Below are 14,231 nucleotides of genomic sequence, written 5' to 3' on the forward strand. Positions count from 1 at the left end.
GCTGCGAAGGCCCCCTGGGCACGCCGTAAGGTTGGGGCGTACGCGAGGGCACGTTCGGAAGGAGGCGCTGGGTGATCGAGCTGGAGGGGGTTCCCGAGCTGATCGACCCAGTCATGGTGGCCGCGTTCGAAGGCTGGAACGACGCCGGCGACGCCGCCTCCGCCGCGGTCGCGCACCTGGACCGGGAATGGAAGGGCGAGGTGTTCGCGGCGCTGGACGCCGAGGACTACTACGACTTCCAGGTGAACCGCCCCACGGTGTGGCTGGACGGCGGCGTACGCAAGATCACCTGGCCGACGACAAGGTTGTCGGTGGTGCGGGTCGGCGGTGAGAAGCCCCGCGATCTCGTGCTGGTCCGAGGCATCGAGCCGTCGATGCGGTGGCGCTCGTTCTGCAACGAGCTGCTGGGCTTCGCCCACGAACTGGGTGTGGAGCTGGTGGTGATCCTGGGCGCTCTGCTCGGCGACACCCCGCACACGCGTCCGGTTCCGGTCAGCGGGGTCACGTCGGACCCTGATCTCGCGCGGCGGATGGACCTGGAGGAGACCAAGTACGAGGGCCCCACGGGCATCGTCGGCATCCTCCAGGAGGCGTGCACGCACGCCGGCGTCCCGGCGGTCTCGCTGTGGGCCGCGGTGCCGCACTACGTGTCGCAACCGCCGAACCCGAAGGCGACACTGGCCCTCCTCAACCGTCTGGAGGACCTGATCGACGTGCGCATCCCGCTGGGCGAGCTGCCCGAGGACGCGCGCGCCTGGCAGGTGGGCGTGGACCAGCTGGCCGCCGAGGACAGCGAGGTCGCGGAGTACGTGCAGACGCTGGAAGAGGCCCGGGACACGGCGGAGCTGCCCGAGGCGTCGGGTGAGGCGATCGCCCGCGAGTTCGAGCGGTATCTGCGGCGCCGCGACGGCGGCCCCACCGGTTCGGCCGGTGGACACGCCACGGCCGACGGGGGCGACACCGGGCCCGGTGCGTGGAACCCGAAGGACAACCCCGGTGGCCGGACGCGACCGCAGAAGCCCCAGCGGCCGGGCGGCGACGACGAGGAGTCGTCGGAGGACTGATCGGCCCCCGTCCGTAAGGAGTTCCGCGTATCCCCGCGCTCTGGACGGGGATACGGGGATACGCGGGGTGCCACCGCACCGCGGTGGCCCGGCGGCCGGCCGTCAGCGTTCCACCGCGACGATCGTGTACGTCGTGTCCGGCTCGGGGTCGTGGTGAAGCGGGCGTTGGGCAGGGACAGGCGGTTCCGGTGGGCGGCGACGGTCGTCGGGACGTCGAAGTCCGGTGCGTGAGGCGGCCCTCGAAGGTGCCGGAGCGGCCGTCCGCCGCGAGCTTGAACACATCGGCGGCGTTCTCTGGACGACGAGGAGGGCCTTGCCGTCGGGGGTACGGGTGATGCCGTTGGCGTTGACCGTCTCACCGGGCGTCCGGGTCCCGTCGCCGCCCAGTGTGATCGTCACGACGTCGGCCACGTCCGGCGGTTCACCGCGGCGGCCGAGCGGCAGGGCGTGGAGCGCCGGCTGGAACGAGTCGCCGGCTGACGGGGCGCTCGGAGGAGGGGGAGGAGAAGTGCGGGGATGCCACTGTGTGTCCCTTCCACGAAGGGACCGGCAGCCGGCCGGTCCGGCTTCAACTGTCGTCTGTCACCCCATCACATGCCGCCCGGTCCCCGCAGCCGTCGACAACCGTCCGACAGGGCCTCGGCAGGCCTGTGACAGCGTCCCTCGGAGCTCCGGGGGCGCGCAGGGGCGCCCCCTCCGTCCGGAGAAGGCGCCCTCCGCGTCGGCTTCGCGGTGCCTCAGGGGACATGTGACGGCGGATCACACCCGTGCCACCTGGGCAGAGTCGTTACTTCACAGGGCCACACCGAGGAGGGCGTCCACGGCGCGTGAGACGACACCGGGTGCCCCTTCGTCCGTACCGCCCTGCTCCTGCTGCAGCGCGGCCCAGCGGTCGACCGCCGCGAGCGCGGCCGGGGCGTCGAGGTCGTCTGCGAGGGCCTCGCGGATCTCCTCGACGAGCGCCTCGGCGGGCGGCCCGTCGGGCCGGGAGACGGCGGCGCGCCACCGGCCCAGCCGGGCGACGGCGTCCTGGAGGACCTGGTCGGTCCACTCCCAGTCGGCCCGGTAGTGGTGGGCGAGCAGCGCGAGCCGTATGGCTGCCGGGTCGACCCCGTCCCGGCGCAGCCGGGAGACGAAGACGAGGTTGCCCTTGGACTTCGACATCTTCTCGCCGTGCAGCGCGACCATGCCGGCGTGGACGTACGCCTTGGCCATGGGGAACTCGCCGGTCAGCACCTGGGCGTGCGAGGCGCCCATCTCGTGGTGCGGGAAGGCGAGGTCGGAACCGCCGCCCTGCACGTCGAAGCCCATGCCGAGGTGGTCGAGGGCGATGGCGACGCACTCGATGTGCCAGCCGGGCCGGCCCCGTCCGAGGGAGCCGCCGTCCCAGCTGGGCTCGCCCTCACGCGCGGCCATCCACAGCATCGGGTCGAGCGGGTTCTTCTTCCCGGGCCGGTCCGGGTCGCCACCGCGCTCGGCGGACAGCAGCCGCATCGCGGCGGCGTCGAGGCCGGAGACCTTGCCGAAGTCGGGGTCGGACTCGACGGAGAAGTAGATGTCGCCCTCGAGTTCGTACGCGGCGCCGGCGTCGCGGAGCCGCTCGACGAGCGGCACGATGCCGGGGATGGCCTCGACGGCGCCGATGTAGTCCCGCGGCGGCAGCATCCGCAGGGCGGTCATGTCCTCACGGAAGAGGGCGGTCTCCTTCTCGGCGAGAGCCACCCAGTCGATGCCGTCGCGCTCGGCCCGCTCCAGCAGCGGATCGTCGACGTCGGTGACGTTCTGGACGTAGTGAACCTGCCGCTTGGTGTCGAGCCACACGCGCTGAACGAGGTCGAACGCGTTGTAGGTCGCCGCGTGACCCAGGTGGGTCGCGTCGTACGGGGTGATACCGCAGACGTAGATACGGGCGACGGGACCGGGGTCAAGGGTGACCAGACCGCCGGTCGCGGTGTCGTGGATCCTCAGGTCGCGGCCCTTGCCGGGCAGGACGGGGACCTCAGAAGCGGGCCAGGCATACATGCCACGAGCCTAACCCGATCCCTCCGGGGTTAAGCCGGGGGCGCCCAGCGGTTGGGGAGTACACGACGCACGGCGACTGCGGGTGGTGGGGGCTGATCGCGCAGTTCCCCGCGCCCCTGAAGCCCCCCGGGGCGGTCGCCGTCGGGCCGGCCGGCCCTGCCGCACCGCTTCACACCGGCGGCCAAGGGATCGCCGGCCATTCCCCGCTCGGTTCCGGGTGGCGTCCGGTCCTCAGCAGGGTGGCGACCCGCTCCCTGGCGGCGTCCAGTTCGGCGGCCGTGATCAGGCGCGACAGCTTCGCGGCCAGTTCCCCGCCGTCGCCCAACACGTCCCGCAACCGCTTCAGCACGTCGACGGCCTCGTCCGTGAGGGGCTCCCCCGCCCATCCCCACAGCAGGGTCCGCAACTTGTTCTCGGCGTTGAAGGTCACACCGTGGTCGATGCCGTAGAGGCGGCCCCCGGCGGCCGGGAGGAGATGGCCGCCCTTGCGGTCGGCGTTGTTGATGACGGCGTCGAGGACGGCGAGCCGGCGCAGCCGCCGGTCGTCGGCATGCACGAGGAGCGCGGTCTCGCCGTCGCCGACCTCGGCGAAGCCGACGGCCTTCCAGCCCTCGCCCGCCTCCTCACCGTCCACCAGGGCGAGCAGCTCGGACCCGGGCACCCCCTCGATCCACAGCTGGCACATGCCCTCTCCGTACGGCCCGTCGCGCAGCACCGTGGGCGGTACGAGCCCCCACCCGGTCGCCTCGGACACCTCGTACGCGGCGACCTCGCGCTGCGCGAGCGTCCCGTCGGGGAAGTCCCACAGCGGGCGCTCCCCGGCGACGGGCTTGTAGACGCAGGCGGCCTCGCGTCCCTCGTACGAGACCGAGCAGTACAGGACCGCGTTGGACGCCTCACGCACCTGGCCGCGTACGGTCAGTTCGCCCTCGGTCAGCAGTTCGGCGTCCGAGATCCGCCCGTCGGAGGTCACTCCCCGCGGCGGTATCCGTTCTGGCGCGGACATACGTGTCCCTCCGGGTCGAGCGGAAGACTGCACAGCGGGCACGGCGGCCGTCCCGCGTTGACGACGTCGAGGGCGCGCTTGGCGAAGGCCCTGGCCTGCGCGCCGGTGAGGCGGACGCGGAGCATGGGCGGGCCGTTCTCCTCGTCCTGGAGCAGCCGCTCCTCCGCCTCGGCGAGGTCCTCCTCGGAGTCGGCGTCCAGCTCGACGAGGGCCTGGGCCTCGACGATCATGCGCTGTTCGTCGCCGTCCCAGGCCAGGGCCATGGTGCCGACGCGGAACTCCTCCTCGATGGGGGTCTCCAGCGGCGCCGTGTCCGAGACCTCGGTGGGGGCGACGGCCGGGACCGCGGCGCTGCCGCCGCTGCGCCGCACGACCTCGTCGAGCAGCTCGTCCATGCGCTCCGCGAGCGCGGCGACCTGGGTCTTCTCCAGGGACACGCTGGTGACCCGCTGCCCTGAGGAGGCCTGCAGGAAGAAGGTCCGGCGCCCGGGCAGCCCGACCGTACCGGCCACGAAGCGGTCCGGGGGGTCGTAGAGGAACACCTGACGGGACACGTCCTGTCTCCATTGGAATCGACGTCGGGACCGGTCGCTCCGGCTGCTGACGGGTTCAGCGCCGTCGCGACCGCTTCACCCTACTGCGGTTGACGATCACGGTGCTCCCGCGCCGCCCCCGACGGTGGCGTCGCCGCCCCGGGGTTCCTCGCGCGGCGCCAGGGACGCGAAGTCCCCGGTGTCGCCGAGGCGGACGAGAAACGGCCGCAGTCGGGTGTAACGGATCGCGGTGATGGAACACGGTTCGACAGAAATCCGCTGGAAGAGGTCCAGATGAAGTCCGAGTGCGTCCGCGACGAGCGACTTGATGATGTCGCCGTGCGAGCACATCAGATACACGGCGTCCTCTCCGTGGTCGCGCTCCACGCGCGCGTTCCACTCCCGTACCGCCTCCGCGGCCCGGTGCTGCATCTCCCGCATCGACTCACCGCCGGGGAACTGGACGGCCGTCGGATGCGCCTGGACGACCTGCATGAGCGGCTCGTCGGCGAGTTCGGCGAGTTTGCGGCCGGACCAGTCGCCGTAGTGGCACTCGCCGATGCGGTCGTCGGTGTGCGGGCTGAGCTCGGGCCGGGCGTCCAGGAGCGGGCGCACGGTCTCCTGGCAGCGCTGGAGAGGGCTGGTGACGACCTCGGAGATCGGCAGCCCGGCGAGCCGGCCCGGCAGCGCCGCGGCCTGCGCGGTGCCGCGCTCGTCGAGAGCGACGCCGGGGGTCCACCCGGCGAGCACCCCATCGGTGTTGGCGGTGGACCGGCCGTGCCGGACAAGGATCAACGTGGGCATGCGGCCCAGCCTAGACGCCCGTCCAGCGGCCTCCGTCGAGAAAGGAACTCCCCGTGATCGTCGACTGCGCCGTCTATCGCGACGGCCACCGCACCGAGGGGCCCGACGACCTCTCCGACGCCCTGGCCGACGCCCGCGCCTCGGGCGGCTTCGTGTGGATCGGCCTGCACGAGCCGACGGAGAAGGAGTTCGCCCTCGTCACCGAGGAGTTCGCGCTGCATCCGCTGGCCGTCGAGGATGCCTTGAAGGCCCACCAGCGGCCCAAGCTGGAGGTGTACGAGGACTCGCTGTTCATGGTGCTCAAGCCGGTCGTGTACGAGCCGGCCGGGGACACGGTGAGCTCGGACGAGATCATGGTCTTCCTCGGCGACGCCTTCGTGGTGACCGTCCGCCACGGCGAGGGCTCGCCCCTGAACGTCGTACGACGCCGTCTGGAGCAGGAGCCGGAGCTGCTGGGCGAAGGACCCACATCGGTGCTGTACGCGATCACGGACGCCACGGTCGACCACTACCTGGAGGTGGCGACGGAACTGCAGACGGACCTGGAGGAACTGGAGGCGGAGGTCTTCTCCCCGGACGTCGGAGGCTCGCGGAACACCGCGTCGCGGATCTACACCTTCAAGCGTCAGGTGCTGGAGTTCCGCCGTGCGACGGGCCCGCTCGCCGCGCCCCTCACCCGGCTCTCCGGGCAGGGCGCCCACAGCGCCGTGCTGCCCTTCGTGGACGAGAGGGCCCGGCCGTTCTTCCGTGACGTCAGCGACCATCTCACCCGGGTCAACGAGTCCGTCGAGAGCCTGGACCGGCTGGTGTCCGACATCCTCTCGGCGCACCTCGCGCAGATGAGCGTCCGGCAGAACGACGACATGCGGAAGATCTCCGCCTGGGCGGCCATGGCGGCCATCCCGACGATGTTGGCCGGCGTCTACGGCATGAACTTCGAGCACATGCCCGAGCTGCGCTGGGTGTGGTCGTATCCGGCGCTGATCGCGCTGATGGCCCTGCTGGAGGTACTGGTGTACCGGCTCTTCAAGCAGCGCGGGTGGCTGTGACGGACCGGCCGCCCGCGACTTCGCGCCGTCCGCGCGCGGGCGTGATCGTGCCTGCGCGCGCGGGGAGCGCCGGGCTTGCTGCACCCGCGCGTGCGGCTGTCCGGGCTCGGGGGTCTCAGGCGAACTCGGCCGCCGTGGTCGCCGGTCCGCCGAGCGCGTCTCGGCGCTCCGGCATCTCCAGGGTGACCATGCGGCGCCAGCCGAACGCCCGCTCATAGGCGTACACCGCGCGGATGCCCGCCGCGAGCAGGACGGACTTGGCCTTCGGCCAGCCGAGGACGCGCCCCATGTGGGCCATGACGGCGAGGCTGACGTCCCGGTAGACGGCGATCTCGGCGAGGGCGCACTCGCGCAGCGTCCGCTGGATGAGCCGGCCGTGTCCGGCGGCGGCGAAGCGCAGGAGTTCCTCGTGGGTGTACGCGAGGTGGTTGTCCTCGTCGTCGGAGATCATCCGGACGGCCTTGCCGATCTCCGGGTGGTCGGCGAAGTGCTTGCGGAGCATCACCATCTGTTCGGAGGCGCGCTGTTCGGTGACGCGGCTGTGCGACAGGTAGACGATGATGTCCCGCACCGTGAGGGCCTGGTCGGACTGCAGTTTCTCGTGCGCCAGACCGATGCCGTTGCGCTCCAGGAGCATCGTGTAGTCGGTCTCCGGAGGGACCTCCACGGGTTCGAGGCCGCGCTTTCTCATGAGGGCGTTGAAGATCCGTCCGTGCTTGTCCTCGTCCGCGCCATGGCGGGTGATCCTGGGGGCGAGCGCGCGCTCGCCCGCCGGGACGAGCGCGGCGATGCGCGCGTTCTCCCAGCCGCCCTGCGACTCGCCGCTGGCGGCGATGGAGCAGAACAGCCGGAACGACTCGTCGTCGTCGATGATCTCCTGGAACAGACTCTTGGCCGAAAGCATCTGAGGCACCTCTCTGCAGGACCCTGAAAATCGAGTCAAATGGGGTACCAGGAGCCAGGCAACAGCTGTGTCGGACAAATCCGCCAAACGAAGGACGACAGGGCCGCGAAGACGCGTAACCGAGGGGGCCGATGCCGCGTTGTCCCCCGTGACGGCCGTGGCGGGGAAGACCCCCGAGCCCCCACCACGGCCGTAGTACTTCTCCGGGTCCGCGGTGACCGCGGGCCGCCCCCCGTTACGCGAGCCCGGCCCGCTCCAGGGCCTCGGTGCCGGCCCGCAGCGAGGCGATCCGCTCGTCCAGCGTGAAGCCGGCGGGCGCCAGGGTGAGGGTGGTGACACCGGCCTCCGCGTAGGCCCGCATCCGGTCGGCGATGCGCTCCACGGAGCCGAGCAGCGTCGTCTGGTCGATCAGCTCGTGCGGGATGGCGGCCGCGGCACCGGCCTTGTCGCCGCCCAGGTACTTGTCCTGGATCTCGGCGGCCTCCTTCTCGTAACCCATGCGCTGGGCGAGCTGGTTGTAGAAGTTCTGCTTGCGGCTGCCCATGCCGCCGACGTACAGCGCGGTGTACGGGCGGAAGGTGTCGGCGAGCGTCGTCACGTCCTTGTCGTCGCCGACGGCGATCGGCAGCGTCGGGCACACGTCGAAGCCGTCGAGGGTCTTGCCGGCCTTCTCGCGTCCCGCGCGCACGTACTTGACGGCCGTGTCCTCCAGGTGCGCGGCCGCCGGGAAGATCAGCAGCGCGCCGTCTGCGATCTCACCGGTCTGCTCCAGGTTCTTCGGGCCGATCGCCGCGATGTACAGCGGGATGTGCTCGCGGGTGGGGTGCACGGTGAGCTTGAGCGGCTTGCCCGGGCCGCCGGGCAGCGGCAGCGTCCAGTGCTCGCCCTCGTGCGACAGACGCTCACGGGTCATCGCCTTGCGCACGATCTCGACGTACTCGCGGGTGCGGGCGAGCGGCTTGTCGAACTTCACGCCGTACCAGCCCTCGGAGACCTGCGGGCCGGACACCCCGAGGCCGAGGCGGAACCGGCCGCCGGAGAGCGAGTCCAGCGTCGCGGCGGTCATCGCGGTCATCGCCGGCTGGCGGGCCGGGATCTGGAAGATGGCCGAGCCCACGTCGATGCGTTCGGTCTTGGCGGCGACCCAGCTGAGCACGGTCGCGGCGTCCGAGCCGTACGCCTCCGCCGCCCAGCACACCGCGTAGCCGAGGCGGTCGGCCTCCTGGGCCACGGCCAGGTTGTCCCCGTCCATTCCGGCGCCCCAGTAGCCGAGGTTGATCCCGAGCTCCATGTAGACCAGCCTTCCCCATACCGATCAGTAACGTCCCTTGTCCGGCCGACCATACCGTCCGGTTCCCCGCGTGGGCCCCCGGGGCGGGGGTTCCTCGGCGGGTGCGGGCGGCCAGGGGCGCGGTCCCCGAGGAGGAGCGGGAGGAAATCGGTTGTCCACAGGCCGCCACACGGCGAACTCCGGACAGTAATGTCGGCGTCCATGGAGCAGAGGCATCTCGGCCGCACCGGCCTGCGCGTGTCCCGGATCGGGCTCGGCACCCTGACGTGGGGCCGCGACACGGACGAGCATGACGCCGCGGACATGTTGAAGGTGTTCTGGGAGGCGGGCGGCACCCTCGTCGACACGGCGGACGTGTACGGCGACGGCGAGGCCGAGTATCTGCTCGGACAGCTGATGGACGGGCTCGTGCCCCGCCGTGACCTGGTCATCTCCACGAAGGCCGGCAGCGTCCCCGACCTCGACCGCCGCTTCGACGGTTCCCGCGGCCATCTGCTCGCCGCCCTGGACGCCTCCCTGGCCCGCCTCGGCACCGACTACGTCGACCTCTGGCACATCCACGCCTTCGACCCGCAGACGCCGCTGGAGGAGACGCTCCACGCCCTCGACCTGGCCGTCAGCAGCGGCCGCGCCCGCTACGCCGGCGTCTCCAACTTCTGCGGCTGGCAGCTCGCGAAGGCGGCGACCTGGCAGCTCGCCGCGCCGGGGACACGCACCCGGCTGGCCAGTACGCAGATGGAGTACTCCCTGCTCCAGCGCGGCGTAGAGCGCGAGGTGCTGCCGGCCGCGCTGGACCTCGGCGTCGGACTGCTCCCCTCCTCCCCGCTGGGCCGCGGGGTGCTGACCGGGAAGTACCGCAACGCCACACCGCCGGACTCGCGCGGCGGTTCGGAGCACATGGCGCGGTTCGTCGCGCCGTACCTCGACGAGACGGCGACCAGCATCGTGGACGCGGTGCAGACCGCCGCGGACGGGCTCGCCGTGACGCCGCTCCAGGTCGCCCTCGCATGGGTGCGGGACCGGCCGGGCGTCGCCGCGCCCATCGTCGGCGCCCGCAACGCGCTCCAGCTCACGGCGGCGTTGTCAGTGGAGACCCTTAGTCTTCCTGACGAGATCTGCCGGGCGCTCGACGACGTGTCGGCGCCCGTGCACCGCTATCCCGATCACGACTGGAGCACGCTGTGAGCACGGAGCCCGCGACCACGGAGCCGGACGAGCCGGGGGGCCGGGCCGACGGAACCCCCGACGCCGGGACCCCGCAGGCCGAGGGCACACCCGACGACCAGGGGACGGCACGCGCCGAGGCGGAGGACGAGGGGGCCGCGGAGGACGAGGGGGCCGGCACGGAGACGACGGAGACGGCCGACGGCACCGCCGACCTGTCCGAGGCGCAGGCCGAGTTGGCGGCTCAGCGGCTGGAGCGGGAGCGGATCGAGCGCCGGAAGGCTGAGAAGCAGGGGCCGATCGCGGCGGGCACCAAGCTCAGCGGCACGGCGGCCGACCTGCTGGCGGCCGTACGGGCCGTGGAGGGCGGGCAGAAGCCCTCGGCCACCGTCTTCGCGGAACCGGAGCCCGCGCCTCGGCGGCCCGCTCCGGAGCCGGTGCGACGCCCGCAGCCGGCGGCCGCCCCGGTCGCCGCGGCTCCGTCCGGCGAGACCGTCGGCGCCGTGCGTGCGGTGCTGGCCGGGGGCGGCGCTCCGGAGGCGCTGGCACCGCAGGTCGCCGAGGTGCTCGGAGAGGGCGCCGGCGCCCGACTGCGCGAGGACCCCTGGCAGTTGCTGCGGGTCCCCGGGGTACGGCCCGAGCAGGCCGACGGGTTCGCGCGTGCGCTGCTCGGCCCGGAGTGCGGCCCCGACGACGAGCGACGCGGCCGGGCTCTCACCGTATGGCTGTTGGAGCAGGCCGCCGTCGCCGGGCACACCGCGCTGGAGGTCCCGGCGCTCACCGCCGCACTGGCCCGGCGCGCGGTGCCGGATCCGGACGAGGCCGTGCAGAGCGCCGTCGCCGAGGGCGAGGCCCTGATCTTCCAGGACGCGCTGGACGACGCCCCGCCCGTCCCGGCGGCCGCCGAGGCAGAGGACGACGAGGCGGAGCAGGAGCGCCCGGTGCGTGTCCTGGTCGGCCTGGAGCGTTACGCCCTCGCCGAGGAGAGCCTCGCCGACGGTCTGGCCCGTGTGGTGAACTCCCTGCCCAAGGACGACGCCGCGGACTGGGCGTCCGCGGCCGCGGCGGCGCCGCGTTCCGCCGCCGAGCTGATCCGCGCGGTCGCCGGGCACGGGCTCGTCCTGCACACCGGCGGCGAGGCCGCCGGTGCGGAACCCGCCGCACTGATCTCCACCGCCCGGGCTCTCGGGCTCCGGGCGTACGCGGCGACGCACAGCACGGACGGGAGGCAGCGGTTCGCCGCGCTCGTCGCGGCCGCCGGCGCGAACGCCCCGGCCGGGACGTCCACCGAGGAGGGCGGGGCTTCCGGCACCGCCGGCACCGGTGGTTCCGCCGTGGTCACCGTGGGCGGGCTGCTGGCCGGTGCCGAGGGGCCCGGCAGGGACGCCGAGGGCGCGCTGGACCTCGATCTGCTGCTGGTGCTGGACGCTCCGCAGCTCGATGTGGAGACCGCCGCTCTCCTGGTGGAGTCGCTGCCCGACGGGGCCCGGCTGGTGCTCAGCGGCGATCCGGGGGTGCTGTGGTCCGCCGGACCGGGGCGGGTGTTCGCGGACCTTCTCACCGCCCGGGCCTGCCCGCAGATCGCCTCGCGGACCCCGAACCCGGGCCCGATCGGTGAGCTGGTCTCCGGGATCGGGATCGGTGAGCTCAACCAGGTGGACGCGCCCGGCAAGGAGGTCGTGATCGTGCCGGTGCGGGACGCCGGGGAGGCGGTGCACCGGACGGTGCAGCTCGTCGTGGACTCCGTGCCGAGGGCCTTCGGCATTCCAGCCGAGCAGGTGCAGGTGATCACCCCCGGGCATGGGGGTGCGGCGGGGACGCGTGCGCTGAACGCGGCCCTGAAGGAACGGCTGAACCCGGGTCCGGGCCGTTTCGGCGGGTTCGACCCCGGCGACCGTGTGGTCCACTCCCCCGTGCCGGGCCGTACGACGCCGGGCCGCGTCGTCAAGGCCGACGCGGAGGGGCTGCACCTGGAGTGCGCGGGGGCCGCCGTCGTCGTACCGAAGGAGCGGGTCGACACGGCCGTACGGCACGGATGGGCGCTCACCGCGCACCAGGCGGTGGGGCACCGCTGGCCGGCCGCGGTGGTGGTGCTGCCGGGGGACGCGGGGGCGGCGCTCAGTCGCCCCTGGGTCTACACCGCCTTCGGGCGGGCCGAGCGGCATCTGTCCGTCGTCCACGGTGTGGAGCAGGCGCTGCCCCGGGCGGTCGCCGAGGTCCCGGCGAAGCCGCGTACGACACGGCTGCCGGCCCTGTTGAAGTCCCAGGTGCCCCCGGCCGGCTGAGAGCGCTGACCGCTCGGAGGGGTGGATCCGGCCGGGTGCGGCTGCGCCCACCCGTGCCGCCCCAGCGGCACGGGTGCCCCCGGTTATGCCTCGTCGTCCTCGTCCGGGTCCGTTTCCGAGTCGATCTCGTCCTCGAGATCCGCATCGTCCTCGTCATCGTCGAAGACCGCGCTGACGTCGAAGCGGCAGACGAGCCGCTGTGGGTCGACGCTCTCGAACGGGGCTTCCAGCCATTCGCCGGGGTAGGCCGTGTCGTCCCCGGCGGTGACCCAGAGCGTGGAGTCGCCCTCCTCCAGGCCGAACTCCTTGTGCCGGGAGGCGATCTCGTCCGGTTCGAACTCACCGAACAGGATGCCCAGGGCGCCGTGGACGGTGGCCGACGCCTCGTCCTCGCCGGCGGCTGCGACGGACGGCTCGTCGGCCGCCTCCACCCGCTGCGCCTGGGCCAGCAACCGCTGTGGCTCCGCCACCGTGTAGTCCCGGCGGATCAGCACGCTCAGCGCGCCCGGCTCCTTCGGGCCGGTGTACGGCGGCATGTCCTCGGTGCCGGGGATCTCGAAGGGAGTGACCTCGTCGTAGCGGTCGTAGAGCAGTTCGTCGTACTCCTCGGCGGCCGCGGCCAGCTCGTTGAACGCCTCGTAGACGGCCGGGTCGTCCTCACCCGACCGGCGTTCGACCGCGGCCAGGTGGCGGTCGAGCGCGGTCTTGACCGCCTCGGCGGCGGCGCGTACCTCGGCAGCGGTGGGCTGCGCAGCATCAGACATAGTGCAGACGCTATCCGTACCGGGCCCCAGCCCGCACAATAGATACCGATGCCGGAATACGAATTTGTCGACGTGTACGTACCTCGCGGGGTCTCCCGCAAGGACGCGACACGCCTGCTGACGGACCATGCCGAGTACGGACACTGGGAGTTGGACCGACTGAGTCTGCTGCGCGATGGCAGCCGCAGGGTGCGGTTGCGCCGACGGATCATCCGCCAGGTGCGGGCCACGTGGTGATGTGAGCAGAACGAGACGGAGCGGGCCCCGCTGGTACGGGGCCCGCTCCGTTTTCTGTGCGCGGAGCCGGTTACAGCGCGGCGGCGCGTGCCTTGCGGTAGATCAGGGCGCCCCCGAGGAGCGTGCCCGCGCCCAACGACAGAGCCAGGCCGAGCGGTACCTCGGCACCGGTCTGGGCGAGTTCCCCGACGGCCTCGGGCTGGTCGAGGGTCTGGGTGCCCGGCGTGTTGGTGCCACTACCGGGGCCCTCCGGGCCGCGGGGCTCACCCGGCAGCCCCTGCTCACCCGGCTGGCCCTGCTCACCCGGCAGCCCCTGCTCACCCGGCTGGCCCTGCTCACCCGGCAGCCCCGGCTCACCCGGCTGGCCCGGCTCACCCGGCTGGCCCGGCTGCCCCGGCTGCCCCGGCTGGCCCGGCTGGCCCGGCTGCCCCGGCTGCCCCGGCTGCCCCGGCTGGCCCGGCTGGCCCGGCTGGCCCGGCTGCCCCGGCTGCTGGGGGCCACCAGGGGTCTCCTGCGTACCTCCGCCGCCGCAGTCGCTGCCCGTCATCCCGTTGCCGAGACCGATCACGCTGACGTTGTTGCCGCACACGTCGACCGGGGTGTACACGGGAACCTGCACGCTGTTGCCGGAGCCGATACCCGGCGAGCCGGCGGTCTCACCGCCCGACTGGGAACCGCCGCCAGTGGACGAGCCCGCCTCGCCACCACCACCGTTGGAACAGTCGTTGGTCACGCCCCCATTGCCGACACCGATCACGCTGACGCCGTTGCCGCACACGTCCACCGGGGTGTACACGGGAACCTGCACGCTGTTCCCGGAGCCGATACCCGGCGAGCCGGCGGTCTCACCGCCCGACTGGGAACCGCCGCCAGTGGACGAGCCCGCCTCGCCACCACCACCGTTGGAACAGTCGTTGGTCACGCCCCCGTTACCGAGACCGATCACGCTGACGCCGTTGCCACACACGTCCACCGGGACATGCACCGGAGCCTGCACGTTGTTGCCGGAGCCGATACCCGGCGAGCCGGCGGTCTCACCGCCCGACTGGGAACCGCCGCCAGTGGACGAGCCCGCCTCGCCACCACCACCGTTGGAACAGTCGTTGCT

Annotated in this window: 13 protein-coding genes; 5 read left to right on the forward strand and 8 right to left on the reverse strand. The window is 72.6% G+C overall.

All coding sequences use genetic code 11. The features are described from left to right. Window positions 1-71 precede the first annotated feature (71 nt). Window positions 72-1,064, forward strand: a complete 993-nt coding sequence (locus tag AC067N_RS22890; protein ID WP_478680721.1) for a PAC2 family protein — start codon at window positions 72-74, stop codon at window positions 1,062-1,064. A 792-nt stretch (window positions 1,065-1,856) separates the two neighbouring features. Here AC067N_RS22890 and mshC read toward each other — a convergent pair. The 4 genes from mshC to AC067N_RS22910 form a co-directional block, all read right to left on the reverse strand. Further along, entirely contained in the window at window positions 1,857-3,086 is a 1,230-nt protein-coding gene (gene mshC, locus AC067N_RS22895) for a cysteine--1-D-myo-inosityl 2-amino-2-deoxy-alpha-D-glucopyranoside ligase (protein ID WP_478680722.1), read from the reverse strand. Between the two features lie 169 nt (window positions 3,087-3,255). Next, window positions 3,256-4,092 carry an SCO1664 family protein gene (locus AC067N_RS22900; protein ID WP_478680723.1) on the reverse strand — a complete coding sequence of 279 codons (837 nt, stop codon included), beginning with the start codon at window positions 4,090-4,092 and terminating at the stop codon, window positions 3,256-3,258. After that, window positions 4,056-4,646: a DUF3090 domain-containing protein gene (locus tag AC067N_RS22905; protein WP_468099721.1), complete on the reverse strand. Its 591-nt coding sequence runs from the start codon at window positions 4,644-4,646 to the stop codon at window positions 4,056-4,058. Before AC067N_RS22905 ends, AC067N_RS22900 begins: the two co-directional genes overlap by 37 nt. A gap of 96 nt (window positions 4,647-4,742) precedes the next feature. Next, window positions 4,743-5,429, reverse strand: a complete 687-nt coding sequence (locus AC067N_RS22910) for a histidine phosphatase family protein (protein WP_478680724.1) — start codon at window positions 5,427-5,429, stop codon at window positions 4,743-4,745. A 53-nt stretch (window positions 5,430-5,482) separates the two neighbouring features. On the opposite strand from AC067N_RS22910, the gene corA reads away from it, so the two are divergent. After that, window positions 5,483-6,478 (forward strand): magnesium/cobalt transporter CorA, encoded by a 996-nt coding sequence (gene corA, locus AC067N_RS22915; RefSeq protein ID WP_478680725.1) that lies wholly within the window; start codon window positions 5,483-5,485, stop codon window positions 6,476-6,478. Window positions 6,479-6,593: 115 nt separating this feature from the next. Here the strand turns inward: corA and AC067N_RS22920 are convergent, their stop codons facing one another. After that, window positions 6,594-7,382, reverse strand: coding sequence for a ferritin-like domain-containing protein (locus tag AC067N_RS22920; RefSeq protein ID WP_478680726.1), 789 nt, complete (start codon window positions 7,380-7,382; stop codon window positions 6,594-6,596). Between the two features lie 235 nt (window positions 7,383-7,617). Next, entirely contained in the window at window positions 7,618-8,673 is a 1,056-nt protein-coding gene (locus AC067N_RS22925) for an LLM class F420-dependent oxidoreductase (protein WP_478680727.1), read from the reverse strand. A 201-nt stretch (window positions 8,674-8,874) separates the two neighbouring features. Here AC067N_RS22925 and AC067N_RS22930 point away from each other — a divergent pair, with 201 nt between their 5' ends. Further along, window positions 8,875-9,858, forward strand: a complete 984-nt coding sequence (locus AC067N_RS22930) for an aldo/keto reductase (protein ID WP_478680728.1) — start codon at window positions 8,875-8,877, stop codon at window positions 9,856-9,858. Further along, the gene (locus AC067N_RS22935) at window positions 9,855-12,122 is read left to right on the forward strand and encodes a helix-hairpin-helix domain-containing protein (RefSeq protein WP_478680729.1); all 2,268 of its coding nucleotides are present in this window, start codon (window positions 9,855-9,857) and stop codon (window positions 12,120-12,122) included. The genes AC067N_RS22930 and AC067N_RS22935 overlap by 4 nt, the downstream gene beginning before the upstream one ends. Before the next feature lie 83 nt (window positions 12,123-12,205). On the opposite strand, the gene AC067N_RS22940 is transcribed toward AC067N_RS22935, so the two are convergent. Then, a complete protein-coding gene (locus tag AC067N_RS22940; protein WP_478680730.1) occupies window positions 12,206-12,886 on the reverse strand; it encodes a hypothetical protein in 681 nt (226 codons plus the stop codon). A gap of 48 nt (window positions 12,887-12,934) precedes the next feature. Here AC067N_RS22940 and AC067N_RS22945 point away from each other — a divergent pair, with 48 nt between their 5' ends. Continuing rightward, the gene (locus AC067N_RS22945; protein ID WP_005485166.1) at window positions 12,935-13,123 is read left to right on the forward strand and encodes a DUF5703 family protein; all 189 of its coding nucleotides are present in this window, start codon (window positions 12,935-12,937) and stop codon (window positions 13,121-13,123) included. A 70-nt stretch (window positions 13,124-13,193) separates the two neighbouring features. On the opposite strand, the gene AC067N_RS22950 is transcribed toward AC067N_RS22945, so the two are convergent. After that, on the reverse strand, window positions 13,194-14,231 hold a 1,038-nt coding region (locus AC067N_RS22950), incomplete at its 5' end, for a chaplin (protein WP_478680731.1).

The organism is Streptomyces sp. NPDC042364, from assembly GCF_056437585.1.

Excerpts from the sequence above, each read along its gene's own strand:
- AC067N_RS22940 (WP_478680730.1), bottom strand. The coding sequence starts at position 12,886 with ATGTCTGATGCTGCGCAGCCCACCGCTGCCGAGGTACGCGCCGCCGCC.
- AC067N_RS22930 (WP_478680728.1), top strand. The coding sequence starts at position 8,875 with ATGGAGCAGAGGCATCTCGGCCGCACCGGCCTGCGCGTGTCCCGGATC.
- mshC (WP_478680722.1), bottom strand. The coding sequence starts at position 3,086 with ATGTATGCCTGGCCCGCTTCTGAGGTCCCCGTCCTGCCCGGCAAGGGC.
- AC067N_RS22910 (WP_478680724.1), bottom strand. The coding sequence starts at position 5,429 with ATGCCCACGTTGATCCTTGTCCGGCACGGCCGGTCCACCGCCAACACC.
- AC067N_RS22920 (WP_478680726.1), bottom strand. The coding sequence starts at position 7,382 with ATGCTTTCGGCCAAGAGTCTGTTCCAGGAGATCATCGACGACGACGAG.
- AC067N_RS22945 (WP_005485166.1), top strand. The coding sequence starts at position 12,935 with ATGCCGGAATACGAATTTGTCGACGTGTACGTACCTCGCGGGGTCTCC.
- AC067N_RS22925 (WP_478680727.1), bottom strand. The coding sequence starts at position 8,673 with ATGGAGCTCGGGATCAACCTCGGCTACTGGGGCGCCGGAATGGACGGG.
- AC067N_RS22900 (WP_478680723.1), bottom strand. The coding sequence starts at position 4,092 with ATGTCCGCGCCAGAACGGATACCGCCGCGGGGAGTGACCTCCGACGGG.